13 protein-coding genes are annotated in these 17,188 nt (G+C 74.1%); 8 read left to right on the top strand and 5 right to left on the bottom strand.

From position 1 onward, the window contains the following. The first annotated feature begins 33 nt into the window (after positions 1-33). Positions 34-1,338 (top strand): sensor histidine kinase, encoded by a 1,305-nt coding sequence (locus ACYVGT_RS23520; RefSeq protein ID WP_460862365.1) that lies wholly within the window; start codon positions 34-36, stop codon positions 1,336-1,338. Further along, positions 1,335-2,027, top strand: a complete 693-nt coding sequence (locus ACYVGT_RS23525) for a response regulator transcription factor (RefSeq protein ID WP_460862367.1) — start codon at positions 1,335-1,337, stop codon at positions 2,025-2,027. Before ACYVGT_RS23520 ends, ACYVGT_RS23525 begins: the two co-directional genes overlap by 4 nt. 255 nt (positions 2,028-2,282) lie before the next feature. Here the strand turns inward: ACYVGT_RS23525 and ACYVGT_RS23530 are convergent, their stop codons facing one another. The 3 genes from ACYVGT_RS23530 to ACYVGT_RS23540 all read right to left on the bottom strand — a co-directional run bounded on the left by ACYVGT_RS23530 (position 2,283) and on the right by ACYVGT_RS23540 (position 5,743). Further along, entirely contained in the window at positions 2,283-3,233 is a 951-nt protein-coding gene (locus ACYVGT_RS23530) for a carbohydrate ABC transporter permease (protein WP_460862369.1), read from the bottom strand. Then, positions 3,230-4,210: a carbohydrate ABC transporter permease gene (locus ACYVGT_RS23535; protein ID WP_460862372.1), complete on the bottom strand. Its 981-nt coding sequence runs from the start codon at positions 4,208-4,210 to the stop codon at positions 3,230-3,232. Before ACYVGT_RS23535 ends, ACYVGT_RS23530 begins: the two co-directional genes overlap by 4 nt. 132 nt (positions 4,211-4,342) lie before the next feature. After that, positions 4,343-5,743, bottom strand: a complete 1,401-nt coding sequence (locus ACYVGT_RS23540; protein WP_460862374.1) for an ABC transporter substrate-binding protein — start codon at positions 5,741-5,743, stop codon at positions 4,343-4,345. Between the two features lie 456 nt (positions 5,744-6,199). On the opposite strand from ACYVGT_RS23540, the gene lon reads away from it, so the two are divergent. The 6 genes from lon to ACYVGT_RS23570 all read left to right on the top strand — a co-directional run bounded on the left by lon (position 6,200) and on the right by ACYVGT_RS23570 (position 14,931). Continuing rightward, complete coding sequence (lon, locus tag ACYVGT_RS23545) at positions 6,200-8,617, top strand: endopeptidase La (RefSeq protein ID WP_460862375.1); 2,418 nt, start codon at positions 6,200-6,202, stop codon at positions 8,615-8,617. A gap of 110 nt (positions 8,618-8,727) precedes the next feature. Continuing rightward, positions 8,728-9,333 carry a Uma2 family endonuclease gene (locus ACYVGT_RS23550; RefSeq protein ID WP_460862377.1) on the top strand — a complete coding sequence of 202 codons (606 nt, stop codon included), beginning with the start codon at positions 8,728-8,730 and terminating at the stop codon, positions 9,331-9,333. Between the two features lie 19 nt (positions 9,334-9,352). Further along, entirely contained in the window at positions 9,353-10,483 is a 1,131-nt protein-coding gene (locus ACYVGT_RS23555) for a Gfo/Idh/MocA family oxidoreductase (RefSeq protein ID WP_460862380.1), read from the top strand. A 349-nt stretch (positions 10,484-10,832) separates the two neighbouring features. Next, positions 10,833-12,020 (top strand): MFS transporter, encoded by a 1,188-nt coding sequence (locus ACYVGT_RS23560; RefSeq protein WP_460862408.1) that lies wholly within the window; start codon positions 10,833-10,835, stop codon positions 12,018-12,020. A gap of 141 nt (positions 12,021-12,161) precedes the next feature. Next, positions 12,162-13,565, top strand: a complete 1,404-nt coding sequence (locus tag ACYVGT_RS23565; RefSeq protein WP_460862382.1) for a four-carbon acid sugar kinase family protein — start codon at positions 12,162-12,164, stop codon at positions 13,563-13,565. A gap of 250 nt (positions 13,566-13,815) precedes the next feature. Then, complete coding sequence (locus ACYVGT_RS23570; RefSeq protein ID WP_460862384.1) at positions 13,816-14,931, top strand: adenosine deaminase; 1,116 nt, start codon at positions 13,816-13,818, stop codon at positions 14,929-14,931. 237 nt (positions 14,932-15,168) lie between these two features. Here ACYVGT_RS23570 and ACYVGT_RS23575 read toward each other — a convergent pair whose 3' ends face one another. After that, positions 15,169-15,537: a DUF4873 domain-containing protein gene (locus ACYVGT_RS23575; protein WP_460862385.1), complete on the bottom strand. Its 369-nt coding sequence runs from the start codon at positions 15,535-15,537 to the stop codon at positions 15,169-15,171. Further along, positions 15,534-17,045, bottom strand: a complete 1,512-nt coding sequence (locus ACYVGT_RS23580; protein ID WP_460862387.1) for a flavin-containing monooxygenase — start codon at positions 17,043-17,045, stop codon at positions 15,534-15,536. The genes ACYVGT_RS23575 and ACYVGT_RS23580 overlap by 4 nt, the downstream gene beginning before the upstream one ends. Between the last annotated feature and the right edge of the window lie 143 nt (positions 17,046-17,188).

The raw sequence follows: 17,188 nt of genomic DNA on the forward strand, positions 1-17,188 counted from the left end.
CGCTGGGCGCCCCCGCGGACTACCGTCGCGAAGGTGACCACTGCTCTCGACCGGCTCCGCGCCGCGTCCGGTGCCGCCTGGACACCCGCCGCGGCCCGCCGGCTCCTCGTCGACGTCCCGCTCGCGCTGGTGATCGCCGCCGGGGCCTCGTTCGCCGCACGCTTCGCCGGCGCCGGCAAGCCGGACCGGTTCGGCCCGCCCGGCCCGCCCGGCCCGCCCGACTTCGGGCCGGCCGATGTCGGTGCGCCGACGTGGGCCGCGATCGCGGTGCTGGCGCTGGCGGTGGCGGTCCGCCGCGTCTACCCGCGCACCGCGTTCGCCGCGGCCTGCGCCGGCACCGCGGTGTTCATCGGCGGCACGGGGATCCACGGCCCGATCCTGGCGGCGCTGCTGCTGACCGGCTACGCGCTGGGAGCCGCGCTGCCGATCCGCGCCTGGGCGCCGTGGACCGCCGCCGTGCTGCCGGTGCTCGTCGCCGCCAACATCGACCGCCCCTACGCCGGCTTGTTCGACCCGGCCGCCTACGCAGCGGCACTGCCCTACGTAGCGCTGCTCGCCGCGGCCATCGCGCTCGGCGCCACGGTGCGCGGACGGCGGGTGACGGCGCGCCGCGAGCGGGAGCTGGAGCTGCGCCGCTCCGCCTCCGAGGAGCGGCTCCGCATCGCCCGCGAGGTGCACGACCTGGTCGGGCACAGCCTCTCGGTGATCAGCATGCAGGCCGGTGTCGCACTGCACGTGCTGGACCGCCGCCCGGACCGGGTCCGCGAATCGCTGGAGGCGATCCGCTCCACCAGCGGCGACGCCCTCGACGAGCTGCGCGCCACGCTCGCCGTGTTCCGCGACGGCGGCGACCCGCGCGGTACCGCCACCGAGGGTGCTGCGGTCGGAGCTGAAGCCGGCGGCGCGGCCGCACCGGCTGAGGGCGCGGGCTCGGCCCCGCCGCCCGGCCTGGACCGGGTCGCCGCGCTCGCCGCCCGGATCGAGGCCGCCGGGCCGCGCATCGCGGTGCAGACTGAAGGGGAGCCGGCGGTGCCGCCCGCAGCCGTCGACCACGCCGCCTACCGCATCGTGCAGGAGGCGCTCACCAACGTGGTCCGGCATGGCGGTGGCGCCGGAGCCCGCGTGCGGATCGCCTACGGACCGACGGAGGTCGCGGTGGACATCGAGAACGACGGCGTGCCGGAACCCGGCGCGCATCCCGCCGAGGGGAGCGGGATCGCGGGGATGCGGGAGCGCGCCCGCGCCGCCGGCGGCAACCTGCACGCCGGTCCGCGGCCGCAGGGCGGCTTCGCCGTCCGCGCCCTGCTCCCGCTGAGGGCTCCGGAGGGGCGCCGGTGACCGCGGAGGGCCCGGCGCACGGCGCGCCGCGCACCGTGCGCGTCGGTATCGCCGACGACCAGGCGCTCGTCCGGATGGGCCTGCGGGTGCTCCTTGAAGAAGAGGACGACCTCGCGCCGGCCGGCGAGGCCGCCGACGGCCGCGAAGCCGTCGACCTGGTGCGGCGCGAGCACCCCGACGTGCTGCTGATGGACGTCCGCATGCCGGTGCTCAACGGCATCGAGGCGCTCCGCGAGATCGCCGCCGACCCCGCGCTGGCCGCCACCCGCGTCGTCGTGCTCACCACCTTCGAGCTCGACGAGTATGTCTTCGACGCGCTGCGCGCCGGCGCTTCCGGCTTCCTGATCAAGGACAGCCCGCCGGAGGAGCTGCTGCGCGCGGTGCGCACCGCCGCCGACGGCGGGTCGCTGCTGTCGCCGTCGGTGACCCGCCGGGTCATCGCGGCGTTCACCGCCGCCAGCCCCTCCTCCTCCGGCGGGCCGCGGCCCGACCTCGGCGAACTCACCGAGCGCGAGCGGGAGGTGCTCGCCCTGGTCGGCGAAGGGCTCTCCAACGCCGAGATCGGCGAGCGCCTCTTCGTCAGTCCGGCCACCGCGCGCACCCACGTCAGCCGCGCCATGGTCAAGCTGCAGGCCCGCGACCGGGCGCAGCTCGTCGTCATCGCCTACCGGGCCGGGCTGGTGCGGTAGAGCAGCCCGCATGCCTCCGCCTCCCCGCAGCAGCGGCCGGCAAGCGCGGAATACCCGGCAGCGGCGGCGGGCGGGAGCGGGGTGCCCGGCAGCGGCTGCAGGACAGAGCGGAATACCCGGCAGCAGCGGCAGACAAGCGCGGGTTGCGGGGGGTGCGGGGGGTCGTCACCCCGCTCGGGAGCGCTGGTGGTGGGGGGGTCGTCACCCCGCTCGGGAGCGCTGGCGTGGGGGGCGTCCCCCACACCGAAGGCGTCCTTACCCCTTCACGCTGCCGGCCAGCAGCCCGCGGGCGAAGTACCGCTGCAGCGAGAAGAACACCGCGAGCGGCACGATCATGGAGACGAAGGCGCCCGCGGTGAGCCGCTGCCACTCGGTGCCGCGGGTGCCCGCCAGCTCGGCCAGGCGCACGGTGAGCGGTGCGACCTCCACGCTGCCGCCGGCGAAGATCAGCGCCACCAGCAGGTCGTTCCAGGTCCACAGGAACTGGAAGATGGCGAGCGACACCAGCGCCGGCACGGTCAGCGGAAGCACGATCCGCGCGAAGATGACGCCGTGCCCGGCGCCGTCTGCCCGTGCCGCCTCGACGATGCTCCGCGGCAGCCCCGCCACGAAGTTGTGCATCAGGAAGATGCCGAGCGGCAGGCCGAACATCGTGTGCGCGATCCACACCGTGGTGAACTGGAACGCCCCCGGCAGGTCCAGGGCCGGCAGTACCTGCACGCCGCCGATCGCCGCCCCCTCGGAGAACAGGCTCAGCAGCGGCACCAGCGACATCTGGATCGGCACGATCTGCAGGGCGAAGATCCCGATGAACACCCAGTCCCGGCCGGGAAAGTCGATCCAGGCCACCGCGTACGCCGCCAGCGCGGCCAGCAGCACCACGAACACCATCGTCGGTACCGCGATGACGAAGGAGTTCACGAAGTAGCTGGCCAGCCGCCCGTCCGCGGAGGACCCGAAGAGCACGTCGGCGTAGTTGCGCAGGGTCAGCTCGGGCGCGCCGAAGAACGTCCACCAGCCGGTCGTCTTGATCTGGTCTTCGGGCCGCAGCGAGGAGACGAGCAGGCCCGCCGTCGGCACCGTCCACAGCAGCGCGATGGCGATCGCCGCGGCGCTGCCGCCCGCGCCGCTGAGCCGGCGGCGCACCCGGCCCGCGCTCGACTGCGGTGCCCCGCGGTCCGCGCCCGCGCTGCCGGTGCTGGTCATGCCGCCTCCCTGGAGCGCCGGGTTTTGCGGATCTGGATCAACACCAGCGGCACGACCAGTACGAACAGGATCACGGCCAGTGCTGATCCCTGCCCGACCTCGCCGTAGCGGAACGCCTGGCTGTACATCTCGTTGGCGATCACCGACGTGCCGAACTGGCCGCCGGTCATCGTCCGGACGATGTCGAAGATCTTCAGCGTCTGCACCGAGATGGTGATCAGCACGACCGTGACCGTCGGCCAGATCATCGGCAGCGTCACCCGCCAGAACAGCTGCCAGGCGGAGACCCCGTCGATGCGCGCCGCCTCCACGATGTCGGTCGGGATCGCCTTGATCGCCGCCGACTGGATGACCAGCGCGAACCCGGCCTGGATCCAGACCAGCACGACGATCAGCAGCAGCGTGTTGAGCGGCGCGTCCAGGATCCACTGCCGTGGCTGGCCGCCGAACGCCGTCCACACCGCGTTGAGCAGCCCGATCTGGTCGGAGCCCGCGGGGCGGTGCGCGTAGACGAACTTCCAGATGATGCTGGCGCCGACGAAGGAGATCGCCATCGGCATGAACAGCAGCGACTTGGCGACCGCCTCGTAGCGGGAGCGGTCCACCAGCACCGCGTAGACGAGACCGGTCGCGGTCGCCAGGACCGGGGCGAACAGCACCCACAGCAGGGTGTTCCGCAGGACGATCAGGATCTCCGGCCGGGTGAACATCCAGACGTAGTTGCTGAACCCCACCCACGCCTCGCCGGGGCCGTCCATGAACGACAGGGCGACCGTGCGGAACACCGGGTAGACGAGCCCGACCAGCAGGAGCACCACCGCCGGGCCGAGGAAGCAGGCCGCCTGCCACCACTCGCGGCGGGTGCGCGGGCCGCGGTCGACGATGAGGAGCACGGCGCCGACGGCGGCGAGGAACGCGGCGACGGCGATCACCAGCCACAGCAGTTTCGGCAGCTCGTCAGTGACGGTGAACCCCACCGGCCCCTCCTTCCTCAGCGGTGTCTGCACCCCGGCCGGGTGCGGCTGGCCGGAGGGCGGGCGCACACCGGGCGGCGTGCGCGGGGAGCGGGCGCCGGACGGTGCTCCCCGGCCGGCCTCCCGCGCCCGGACTCAGTCGTCCCAGGACTCCTCGATGTAGGTGAGGACGTCCCCGGAGTCCTTGCCGTTGATCCAGTCGGTCATCCCGCGCCAGAAGGTGCCGGCGCCGACCGCCGCCGGCATCGAGTCGGCGCCGTCCCAGCGGAACACGGTGTCCTCTTCGCGCAGCAGTTCCGCCGACATCCGGTCGACCGGGTTCTCCAGCAGGTCGAGGTCCTGATCCCGGTGCGCGGAGAACCAGCGGCCCAGTTCGGCCCGGCTGTTCGCGAAGTCGGCGGTGGCCAGGTACTCCTGGAACGCGACCACCTCGGGCCGGTCGGCGAAGGCGGCGGCGAACTCCCCGCCGCCGACGACGGGCGTGCCGACCTCGGGGTCGATCGGCGGCATGCTGTAGGTGTAGACCTGCCCGTCCTCGGCGATCTCGGTGTCCTCGGGCCAGTTGGCGGCGTAGAAGGACCCCATCATGTACTGGCCGCACTCGGCGTCCAGCACCGGAAGGCCGGCGTCGCCCTGCGGGACGGTGGCGATCGACTGGACGTCGCCGTGGCCGCCGTTGACGAAGTCGGGGTTGCGCAGGATGCCGTCGACCCGCTCCAGCGACGCGGCGATCTGCGGGTCGTCGAACGGGATCTCGTGGTCGACCCACTGGTCGTAGACGTCGGGGCCGTGCTCCTGCAGGACCGCGTTCTCCAGCCAGTCGGTGGCCGGCCAGCCGGTCGCCTCGCCCGACTCGATGCCGGCGCACCAGGGCACGATGCCGTCCTCCGCCATCTGCTCCGACTGCTCGACCATCGCGTCCCAGGTCTCCGGGACCTCGTAGCCGTGCTCGGCGAAGACCTCCGGCGAGTACCAGACCAGCGACTTCACGTTGGCGGCCTGCGGGATGCCGTACAGGTCGCCGCCGTGCTCCACATAGGACTGCCAGTCCTCGGTCCAGCCTTCCCGCACCGACTCGGCGGCGCCGTCCGGCAGCGGCAGGGCGTCGCCCGACTCGACGAACCGGGCCAGCAGGCCGGGCTGCGGGAAGATCCCGACGTCGGGGGCGTTGCCGCCGTCCACCTTCACCTGGATCTGCGCCTCGAACTCGCCGGTGCCCTCGTAGTTCACGGTGATCCCGGTGCAGTCCGCGAAATCCGACCACGCCTGCTGCAGCTTCTCGCCCTCGTCGTCGCGGATGGAGGAGTACACCTCGACGGTGCCGCCGATGTCCTGCCACTGCCGGTACGGCTCGCAGGCGGCCGAGTCGGGATCCGCGCCGCCGGTCTGCTCGCCGGACAGGTAGGCGCAGCCGGGCACCGCCACCGCGAGCGGCAGCGCGAGCGCCGCGGCGCGCAGCGCCCGGGACGGTGTCCCAGCCCCGGGCGGGCCGTGCGGAGCGCGCCGGGGGGACCGGCGGGGCAGCGAGGGATCCATGCGCACGCACCTCCAGCTAGGCCGGTGGTATAGACCGGTGCACCGATGGAATCCGGCGGGCGCGGCGATGTCCAGGGCCACTTGCGGCGCGCTCGGCATCGGTTCGGTCACAGAGCGCCACTGCAAGCGCAGGGGGCGTCTTCCGGCGCGAAGGCCCCATGCGCCACTCCGGCCGCATCGGCACCGCATCCCCGCTGCGGCGCGGCGACCAGGCGGTCCTCGGGGCGGCGCCCGTCGCACGGGAACACGCGGCGCCGCGGCGCTGTTGTCCGGCGCACGGCGCCCGCAGCGGCGCCCCTGGCGGTCGGCCGCCCGTTCGGTCCGGCGGGTCCGGATCCCCCGCGATGAGCCGGATTCCGCCCTCCCGGCCCGCGATCGCTCACAGCGAACACGGGGAGGGGAACAAACAGAGGCTCTTCTTTATTGAGTGTTAGTGACTCAACCATGGAGGGTTCGATGACTGACGCGCAGTCCGGTACCACCCTGCCGGTCCTTGCTCTCGACGACGACGTCGTACTTCCGGGCATGGTCGTTCCCGTGGACCTGTCCGATTCGGAGATCCGGTCCGCCGTGGAGGCCGCGCAGTCCGCGGCGCGCGGCGGGGAAGCGCCCGGTGGGCGGTCCGCATCCAAGCCGCGCGTGCTGATCGTGCCGCGCATCGACGGGTCCCACGCGGCGGCGGGCACCGTCGCAACGGTCGAGCAGGTCGGCCGCACGCCGCAGGGCGAGCCGGCCGCGGTGCTGCGCGGGACCGACCGCGCCCGCGTCGGCGCCGGCACCACCGGCCCCGGCGCGGCGCTCTGGGTCTCGGTGGACATCCGCGCCGAGCCCGCCCCCGAGGGCGGGTACCCCGGCAAGGTCACCGAGCTGGCCAAGGAGTACCGCGGCCTCGCGGCGACCTTCCTGCAGAAGCGCGGCGCCTGGCAGATGGTCGACTCCATCCAGCAGACCGAGGACCCCGCGGCGCTCGCCGACCGCGGCGGCTACTCGCCGTTCCTCACCACCGCGCAGAAGCTCCAGCTGCTGGAGAGCGGCGACGTCGCCGAACGGCTGCGCCTGCTGATCGAGTGGACCCGCGAGTACCTCGCCGAACTCGACGTCGCCGAGACCATCGAGAAGGACGTCCAGGAGGGCGTCGACAAGCAGCAGCGGGAGTTCCTGCTCCGCCGCCAGATGGACGCGATCCGCAAGGAGCTCAACGAGCTCGACGGCAAGCCCGGCAGCGAGGAGGACGACTACCGCTCCCGCGTCGAGGGCGCCGAACTGCCCGACCACGTCCGCGAGGCCGCGCTGGCCGAGGTGGACAAGCTGGAGCGGGCCGGCGACTCCTCGCCCGAGTCGGGCTGGATCCGCACCTGGCTGGACACCGTCCTCGCCATGCCGTGGAACGTGCGCAGCGAGGACGCCTACGACGTCTCCGGCGCCCGCGGCGTCCTGGACGCCGACCACACCGGGCTCAGCGACGTCAAGGACCGCATCACCGAGTACCTCGCGGTGCGCAAGCGGCGCGAGGAGCGCGGTCTCGGCGTGATCGGCGGCCGCCGCAGCGGCGCCGTGCTCGCCCTGGTCGGCCCGCCCGGCGTCGGCAAGACCTCGCTCGGCGAGTCCGTGGCCCGCGCGATGGGCCGCGAGTTCACCCGGGTCGCCCTCGGCGGCGTCCGCGACGAGGCGGAGATCCGCGGGCACCGGCGCACCTACGTCGGCGCCATGCCGGGCCGCATCGTCCGGGCGATCAAGGAGTCCGGCTCGATGAACCCGGTCGTGCTCCTGGACGAGATCGACAAGGTCGGAGCCGACTTCCGCGGCGACCCGACGTCGGCACTGCTCGAGGTCCTCGACCCGGCGCAGAACCACACCTTCCGCGACCACTACCTGGAGGTCGACCTCGACCTGTCCGACGTGGTCTTCCTCGCCACCGCCAACGCGCTGGACACCATCCCCGGCCCGCTGCTGGACCGGATGGAGCTGGTCGAGCTGGACGGCTACACCGAGGACGAGAAGGTCTCCATCGCCCGCGACCACCTGCTCCCGCGGCAGTTGGAGAAGGCGGGCCTGGCCGAGTCGGAGGTCTCCTTCGACGACGCGGCGCTGCACCGGCTCGCCTCGGAGTACACCCGCGAGGCGGGCGTGCGCGGACTGGAGCGGAGCATCGCCCGCGTGCTGCGGAAGATCGCAGCGCAGGAGGCGCAGCAGACACGGCAGGACGCGCCGCTGCCCGCCGCGGTGGGCGCCGACGACCTCACCGGCTACCTGGGCCGGCCGCGGCACACGCCGGAGTCGGCCGACCGCACGGGGGTGCCGGGCGTGTCCACCGGGCTCGCCGTCACTGGCGCCGGCGGCGACGTGCTCTTCGTGGAGGCGTCACTGGCCGATCCGGAGTCGGGCGCCAGCGGGCTGACCCTCACCGGGCAGCTGGGCGACGTGATGAAGGAGTCCGCGCAGATCGCGCTCTCCTACCTGCGGTCCCGCGGCGCGGAGCTGGAGCTGCCGGTGGGTGACCTGAAGGAGCGCGGCGTGCACATCCACGTGCCCGCCGGCGCCATCCCGAAGGACGGCCCCAGCGCCGGCGTCACCATGACGACGGCCCTGGCCTCGCTGCTCTCCGGCCGCCCCGCGCGCTCCGACGTCGGTATGACCGGCGAGGTGTCGCTGACCGGCCGCGTCCTGCCGATCGGCGGGGTCAAGCAGAAGCTGCTCGCGGCGCATCGGGCCGGCCTGACCACGGTGCTGATCCCGGCACGCAACGAGCCCGACCTGGACGACGTGCCGGACGAGGTCCTGGAGCAGCTCACCGTCCACCCGGTGAGCGACGTCCGCGAGGTCCTCGACCTCGCCCTCTCCCCGGCCGAGTCCCGCGAACCCGTCGCGGCCTGACCCGCCCATCCGCCCGCCGGCCCGCCCGCCCCGCACCGGGGCGGGCAGGCCGAGTGCGCGTGGCGGATTCACGCTGACAGCGGGCTGCTCCCTGGGTAGCCTGAAAATGCATGAGTGCTCCGCTGCCCGCCTGGGAAATTCCGGAGGTCCCTGCCCGCGGGGGGTTCACCGCCGAAGAATTCCTGGGAATGCGTGAACTTCCCCCGCACAGTGAGCTCATTGATGGCAACCTCGTTTTCGTGAGCCCTCAGGATCAGTGGCATTGCCGCATCATCAGCGCACTGGAACGCGGATTGGACGAGCAGGCTCCGGAGCGCTACGAGATCGCCCGGGAGATGGCCGTGCGCATGGGGCGCAGTCAGGTACCCGAGCCCGATCTCCTCGTCATCAGCGCTGAGGCATTCCAGCGAGCGGAGTCCACCGGGCCCTCGACGTACTACTATCCCGACGATCTGCTGTTGGCGATCGAGGTCGAATCACCCGAATCGCTGGAGCGAGACCGGTTCGTCGATCCTGCTCGCTACGCCAGCGCCGGGATCGCGCATTTCTGGCGGGTCCAACGGGACGGTTCCAGCGGAATTGTCCACACTTACCGCCTCGATTCCGCTGCTGCCGCGTACCACCTGACCGGGCGCTACGAAGGATTTGTGAAGGTGGAGGAGCCGTTCGCTTTCACCGCGGAACTGACCACGCGCCGCCGGGGAAGGGCCAACTGACGGCCGTTACGGTGGGCCTATGGGTTCTGATGACGCCGGATCTCCGCAGCAGCTGCACGTTGTCCTCCTCGGGTACGGCAAGGGCGGGGAGGTGTTCCACGCTCCGCTGATCGACGCCACTCCCGGGCTGCAGCTGGGAGCGGTGGTCACCGGGGACCCGGAGAAGGCGGAGCGGGTGCGGGCGAGGTATCCGCGGACCGAGGTCATCGCCTCGGCCGAGGAGCTGTGGAAGCGCAGCGGCGCGTTCGAGATCGCCGTGGTCGCCACGCCGAACGACACCCACGCGCCGCTCGCGCACGCCGCGCTGGACGCCGGGCTCTCCGTGGTCGTCGACAAGCCGCTGGCGCTCACCGCCGCCGACGGGCGCGCGCTCGCCGAGCACGCCGAGCGGGCCGGACTGGTCTGCACGGCGTTCCAGAACCGGCGCTGGGACGCCGACTTCCTGACCCTGTTCAAGCTCGTCGACGACGGTGTCCTCGGTCGCGTGCACACCTTCGAGTCGCGCTTCGAGCGGTGGCGCCCGCAGCGCAAGGACACCTGGCGCGACAACGGGACCGGGAGCGCAGGCAGCGCGGGCTCCGGAGTCCTCTACGACCTCGGACCGCACCTCGTCGACCAGGCGATCACCCTGTTCGGCCCGGTCCACCGGGTGGCCGCCGACCTCCGTTCGCTGCGCCCCGCGGCACCGGAGAGCGCCGCCGGGCCCGGCCTCCCCATCGATGACGCCTTCCTCACCCTCACCCACCGCGGCGGCACCGTCAGCCGGCTCTGGGCCGGCGCGCTCACCGCCCTGCCCGGCCCGCGGTTCCGCGTCCTCGGCGACGCCGGCGGGTTCACCGTCGCCGGCTTCGACGGCCAGGAGGACCGGCTCGCCGCGGGCGAGCGCCCCGGCGGCCCCGACTGGGGCGTGCAGCCCGAACCCGAGTGGGGCGTGGTCGGGCACGGCCCCGACGTCCACCCGGTGCCCTCGGAGCGCGGCGACTACCCGGCCTTCTACGCGGGCCTGCGCGAGGCCGTCGGCGAGGGCGACCCGCTCCCGGTCGAACTGCACGAAGTGGTGCACGGCCTCGAAGTCATCGAGGCCGCCCTGCTCAGCGCGACCGAGCACCGCGCCATCACGCTGCCTTCGGACCGGGGGACGCCCCCCTGAACCCCCGCACCCCGCGCTTGCCTGCCGAGGATTTCGGAAGGGGGAGTACGCCCGCGCGGCACGCCGCGGTGGCCTGGCTATTCGCTGCAGAACCGCGGGGGCCGGTGCGCCGGCGCTACAACGTGCTGTGAGACGGTTTTCCCCGATACGGAATTGCTCCGGGCGGCACGAAAGCCACGGGAAGCAAGCCCCGCCGAAGACAACCGCAGGCGACCGCGGGTTGCGGGGGGCGCGGGGGGTCGTCACCCCGCCCGGAGGCGGCACTAAGGGTGATCGACGGGTGACGGAAGAGGGCGGACCCCAGGGCCACGCTGCGGGGAGCAGCGGCTACCGCAGGGTCGTGGCGGCGATGACCGCCGCCGGCGTCGCCACCTTCGCCCAGCTCTACGCGGTGCAGGCGCTGCTGCCCGGCCTCGCCGCGGGGTTCGAGGAGACCGCGGCGACCGTCGCGCTCACCGTCTCCTTCGCGACCGGCGGCCTCGCCGCTTTCGTGCTGGTGTGGAGCGGTGCCGCCGACCGCTACGGCCGCGTCGCGGTCATGTCGGCCGCGCTGATCGCCTCCACCGTGCTCGGCCTGGCAGCGCCGTTCGCCCCCGACATCACCGTCCTGATGGTGCTGCGCGCGCTGCAGGGCGCCGCGCTCGGCGGTGTGCCCGCGGTCGCCATGGCCTACCTCGCCGAGGAGATCCACCCGGCGCACCTCGGCCGCGCCGCCGGCGTCTACATCGCCGGCAACAGCGTCGGCGGGATGGCCGGGCGGCTCGTAGCCGGCGCGGTCTCCGACGTGGGCGGCTGGCGGTGGGGCATCGCCGCCGACTCCCTGCTCGCGCTGGTCGCGCTGCTCGTCTTCCTCGCCGCGGTGCCGCCTGCGCGCGGCTTCACGCCCCGGCGCCGCTCCCGCCCATCCGCCGGTGCGGCGGAGTCCGCGGGCAGCGCGGCCGAGCGCCGCGCGGCGCGCCCCGTCGCGCGCCTGGTCCAGGCGGTCCGCGACCCGGGCCTGCTCGCGCTCTACCTGCAGGGCCTCCTGCTGATGGGCGCCTTCGTCACCGTCTACAACTACCTCGGTTTCCGGATGGCGGCGCCGCCGTTCGGGCTGTCCGAGACGCTCGTCGCGTTCCTCTTCGTCGCCTACCTCGCCGGTACGGCCAGCTCCTCGCAGACCGGCCGCGCCATTGAGCGGTGGGGCCGCAGACCGGTCCTGCTCGGCTCGGTGGCGGCGATGGGGATCGGCGCCGCGCTGCTCGCCGCTCCGGCCTTCGCCGCCGTCGCGACCGGCCTGCTGGTCGTCACGTTCTTCTTCTTCGCCGCGCACACCGCCGCCTCGGCATGGGTCGGCTACCGCGCCGCGCCCGCCGTCCGCGCTCAGGCCGCCGGCCTGTACACGCTCGCCTACTACCTGGGCTCCAGCGCACTGGGCTGGGCGGGCGGCCTCGTGTTCGACCGGGCCGGATGGGGCGCGGTGGTCGGCTACGTCTGCGCGCTGTGCGCCGCGGCCGCCGCGATCGCCGCTGCGGGGCTGCGCACCCGCCGCGGATGAGACCCTGTGAGGTGCGGGTCCGCCCGCCCACCCATCCCGGTTCGCCGGCGCCGCCGCCTTCGGATCGACTCGGACGCGCCGCCCGGCGCCGGGTCTGACCGCGGCCGCGGTGCGGGCGCGACGTGCGAAGGAGCGACCACCGTGGCGCAGGTCCTGGTGCTTGCGGACGACCTCACCGGCGCGAACGCCACCGGCGCCCGCTTCGCCCGCGCGGGCTTGCGGGTGGCCTCGGTGCCGCCGGAGCAGGCGGCGGTCGCCGCCGCCGACCACGACGTCGTCGTCGCCAACCTGGACAGCCGCCACCTGCCCGCGGAGCAGGCCGCCGACCTGGTCACCGACGTGGTCGAGGCGGTGTGGCCGGTCGGCCTGGTGGTCAAGCGCACCGACTCCACGCTGCGCGGCAACGTCGGCGCCGAGGTCGAGGCGGCGCTGCGCGCAGTCGGCGAGCGGACCGGTGCGCCGGTGCGGGCGCTGATGGTGCCGGCGCTGCCGTCGGCCGGCCGGGTCACCGCCGAGGGGGTCCAGCTGCTCGACGGCCAGCCGCTGGAGCGCACCGAGGTCGCCGCCGACCCGTTCTGCCCGATGGACACCGGCGACGTGGCGGCGATCCTCGCCCGCCAGACCGACCTTGCAGTGCGCCGCGTGCCGGTCCGGCAGGTCACCCGGGAGCTGCTCACCGCCGACCTGACCGCGGGGAGTGAGCCCGTGGTGCTCTGCGACGCCTTCGACGAGACGCGGATCGAGGACATCGCCGAGGCGGCCGCCGCGGCCTCCCGGGACCGCGGTGCCGTGTGGGTCGCGGTGGACCCCGGACCGGCCGGCGCCGCGCTCGCCGCGGCGCTCCGGCTGCGCGGCCGCGCCGAGGCGCCGGGACCGCTGCTCGCCGTGATGGGCAGCCCGACCGCGGCCACCGCCCGCCAGCTGGAGACGGTGGCCCGGACCGGACCGGTCCGCTATGTCGACGTCGACCCGGTGGTGCTGTGCACGGACGGCGGGAACCATGCCGCAGCCGTGGCCGACGCCCTCGCCGACCGGCTGACCACGGCGGTCTTCCCCGAGTTCGTGGTGGTGCGGCTGAGAAGCCCGCAGCCGGACGGTGCCGGGGAATCCACCGCCGGGCCCGCGGGAGCCCGGCCCGAGGGCACCGCCCCGGCCGCCCTCGACCGGGCGGTGCTCTGGGCGCTGCCCTCCGCGCTCGCCGCGTGCGTGGCCCGCGCGCTCCGCGGTGTGGAGGACCGGGCCGGTGCCCACGCGCTGCCCACCGGCCTCTATCTGACCGGCGGCGACCTGGCCGCGCACCTCCTCGACGAGCTGGGCGTGCGCTCGTTCGCGGTGGCCGGCGAGATCGTGCCGCTCGCGGTGCACGGAGTGCTCGGCGGCGGCCCGCTGGACGGCGTTCCGGCGGTGACCAAGGGGGGCCTGGTCGGCGACGCCACGACCGCGGTCGAGTGCTTCGGCCGCCTCCGCCGCGCCGCGCAGGCCCGCCTCCACCAGGTCGACGCCGAAGTCCCCGAGCACATCGCCCCGGCACCCTTCCGCGCCTAGGCGCGGAAGGGGCTGCCCTGCTGCGCACCGCCCCGGCGCGCCCCGCGCCGCGTCCTCCCGGTCCCGGCGGGAGCGGGCCGCAGCGCGGTCCCCGGTACGGACCTCCGCCCTGCCCGGGGGCGCCGAGACACGACTCACTCCTGCTGCGGAGGCCGGCCCCGGGGCCGCTGGTCTAGGATCGCGGCAATTTATCCGTCGCCGTCTCCCGCTGCGACTGCCGGCGGGAGGGCCTCCGGCACTGAGGAGGACAATGACCCGACTCGACCTGGACACCGTGCGCGCGATGCCGAAGGTCCTGCTCCACGACCACCTGGACGGCGGGCTGCGGCCCGCGACGCTGCTCGCCCTCGCCGCCGAGCAGGGGGCCGCCCTGCCCGCGGACGAGGAGGACCGGCTGGCCGCGTGGTTCTCCGCGCCCGCCGGGCAGGAGGAGCTGCTGGCGCGCACCGAGCGGGTGGTGGACCTGCTGCAGACGGCCCCCGCCCTGGTGCGCGCCGCGGTGGAATGCGTCCAGGACCTCGCCGCCGACGGGGTGGTCTACGCCGAGGTCAAGCTCGCCCCCGAGCAGCACACCCGCGGCGGCCTGTCCGCCGCCGGAGCCGTCGACGCGGTGCTGGAGGGCCTGCGGGTGGGCGCCGCGAAGGCCCGGCTGTTCGGCCGGCCCGTCACCGTGCGGCTGCTGCTCACCGCGCTCCGCCAGGCGGCCGACTCGCACGAGGTCGCCGAGCTCGCAGTGCGCTACCGCGACGACGGCGTGGCGGGCTTCGACATCGGCGGGCCCGAAGCGGGCTACCCGCCCACCCGCCACCTCGCCGCCTGCGAGTACGTCCAGCGCGCGAACTTCAACCTGACGCTGCACGCCGGCGAGGGCTTCGGTCTGGACTCCATCTGGGAGGCCATCCAGTGGTGCGGCGCCGACCGCATCGGCCGCGGCGTCCGCATCGCCGACGACATCGCCCTCGCCGAGGACGGCACCGCCAAGCTCGGCCGGCTCGCCGCGTCGGTGCGGGACAAGCGCATCCCGCTGGAGCTCTGCCCGACCTCCGACGTTGCGGCGGGCGCGGTCCCGTCGCTGCGCGAGCACCCGATCGAGGCGCTGCGGCGGCTGCGCTTCCGGGCCACCGTCAACACCGATGCCCGGCTGCTCAACGCCACCTCGATGACGGCGGAGTTCGACCGGCTCAACGCGGTCTTCGGCTACGGGCACGACACGCTGCGCTGGTTCACGGTGAACGCGATGAAGTCGGCGTTCGTCGGCCACGACGAGCGCCTGGACCTCATCAACCGGGTCATCAAGCCCGGGTACGCGCGGCTCGCCGCGAACCGGGCCGCGGCCCCGTTCCTGCGCGCCGAAGACCCCTGGTGACGCGAGCCCGGCGGGCCGCGCACCGCGGGTGGGACGCCGGGCAGGCAGACGGTCCCCTTACGCACTCCGCCCGCCCGGCGGCCGCTTCCTCCCCCTGCCACAGGGGAGGAGCCGGTGGTGCGGCGCCATGGGGAGCGGCAGCGGACCCTCCCCGGAGCAGGAGGGAGGGCCGCCTCTCCGCGGGGGGCAGCGCGGGGGCGCGGCGCCGCTGGCGCCCCCGGACCAGGGCCCTGGACGCTAAGCGCTCTCCGCGCCGCCCGGGCCGTTCGCTCCGGGGCCGGCGGGCTCGCCCTCCCCGGTGACCTCGGGGACCGCGAACGGCGGTGCACCGCTGCCCTGCAGGCGGTGGCCGCCCCACGGGTTGGTCTCGGTGAGCGTGCCCGCGCCCTCGTACCCGCCCGGCGTGCGCACGAGCACCGCCGTGCATCCGGCGTCGTACTCCGCGGCGACCTCCGGTGCGGCCGCGATCCGGCCGATCCAGCGGTAGTCGCCGGTCAGCGGGTCGAAGTGCCCGGCGATGTGCGCCTCCGCCGCGACCGCGCGCCCGTCGAAGACGAGCGTGACCGGGCCGCGGTACTCCTCTTCGCCGTCGTCGAAGCCGCTCATGCCGCCGCCTCCACGGGGGTGCCGGCCCGCTCCGGCGCGCTGCGGACCCGGTAGTTGTGCGGGTCGAACTTCCGCGTGCGCAGTGCGTACTCGAAGCTGAACCCCGGCCACAGGGTCACGTTCACGCCCTTGTCGTTCAGGTACCAGCTGTCGCAGCCGCCGGTCACCCACACCGAGTTGCGCGTCTTGTGCTGCATCTCGGCCGCGTAGGTGCTCTGCGCCTCGGGCAGTGCGTCGAGCACCGCCGCGCCGGTCCGCGCCGCGTAGCCCAGCGCCGACAGGATGTAGCGCATCTGCGATTCGAGGAAGAACACGTGCGAGGTGTGCCCCGGCCCGGTGTTGGGGCCGGCCATGATGAAGAGGTTCGGGTAGCCGGCGGCGGTGGTGCCGTTCAGCGCTTCCACGTCCTCGCCGTAGCGGTCGTGCAGGGTCGCGCCCTCGGCGTCGTGCACCATCTTCGCGACCGGCATGTCGGTCACGTGGAAGCCGGTGCCGAAGATGATCGTGTCGACTTCGCGCTCGGTGCCGTCGGCCGCCACGATCGACTTCTCGCGCACTTCGGCGACGCCGTCGGTGACCACGTCGACGTTGGGCCGGTCCAGCGCGGGGTAGTAGTCGTTGGACAGCAGCAGCCGCTTGCAGCCCGGCACGAAGTCCGGCACGAGCTTGGCGCGCAGCCCCGGATCCTTGACCTGGCGCCGGATGTGCGCCTTGGCCAGGGCAGCGACGCCCTTCATGATCCCGGGGTACTTCACGAACCCCAGCACGTAGCTCTCCCGGCCCCAGTAGATGTTCTTGCGGAACACCTGCTGCGCGAGCGGCACGTTGTTGAACAGCCAGCTCTCCAGTCGGGTCACCGGCCGGTCGTGCTTGGGGATGATCCACGGCGGGGTGCGCTGGTAGAGGTCGAGCCGGGCGACCTCCTTCTGGATCTGCGGCACGAACTGGATCGCGGACGCGCCGGTGCCGACCACCGCCACGTTGCGCCCGGACAGGTCGTGGTCGTGGTTCCAGCGCGCCGAGTGGAAGACGGTGCCCGCGAAGCGGTCCAGGCCGGGCAACTCGGGGATCGCCGGGTCGGCGAGCGCGCCGCAGGCGCTGATCAGGAACTGGGCGGTGATGGTGCCGCGCTCGGACTCGACCCGCCAGCGGCCGCGGTCGGCCTCCCAGTGGGCGCCGTCCACCGAGTGGTGGAAGCGCACGTGCCGGTAGACGTCCTCCTCCTCGGCCACGCGGCGGAGGTACTCCTGGATCTCCTGCTGCGGCGAGAAGGTGCGGGACCAGCCCGGGTTGAGCCGGAACGACAGCGAGTACAGGTGGGACGGCACGTCGCAGGCGGCGCCGGGGAACGTGTTGTCCCGCCAGGTGCCGCCGACGTCGCCGGCGCGTTCGAGGAGGACCAGGCTCTTCAGGCCGGCGCGCTTGAGGCGGGCGGCCATGCCGATGCCGGAGAAGCCGGTGCCGATGATGGCCACCCGGTAGTGCGGCGTCGTCTCTGCTGGGGTCACCGTGGACGGTCCCTTCGGTGGAGCGGGGTGCGTGCGCACTGCGCCGCGCCCCGAGCGCGGCGGTGCAGGCACTTCCAGGGCGGCGGGGCCGGGCCCGCGGGTCCAGGCGCGTTGTACCCGGGGCCCGGCCGATCAGGGGGCGG

It is taken from the genome of Nocardiopsis coralliicola (assembly GCF_054779695.1).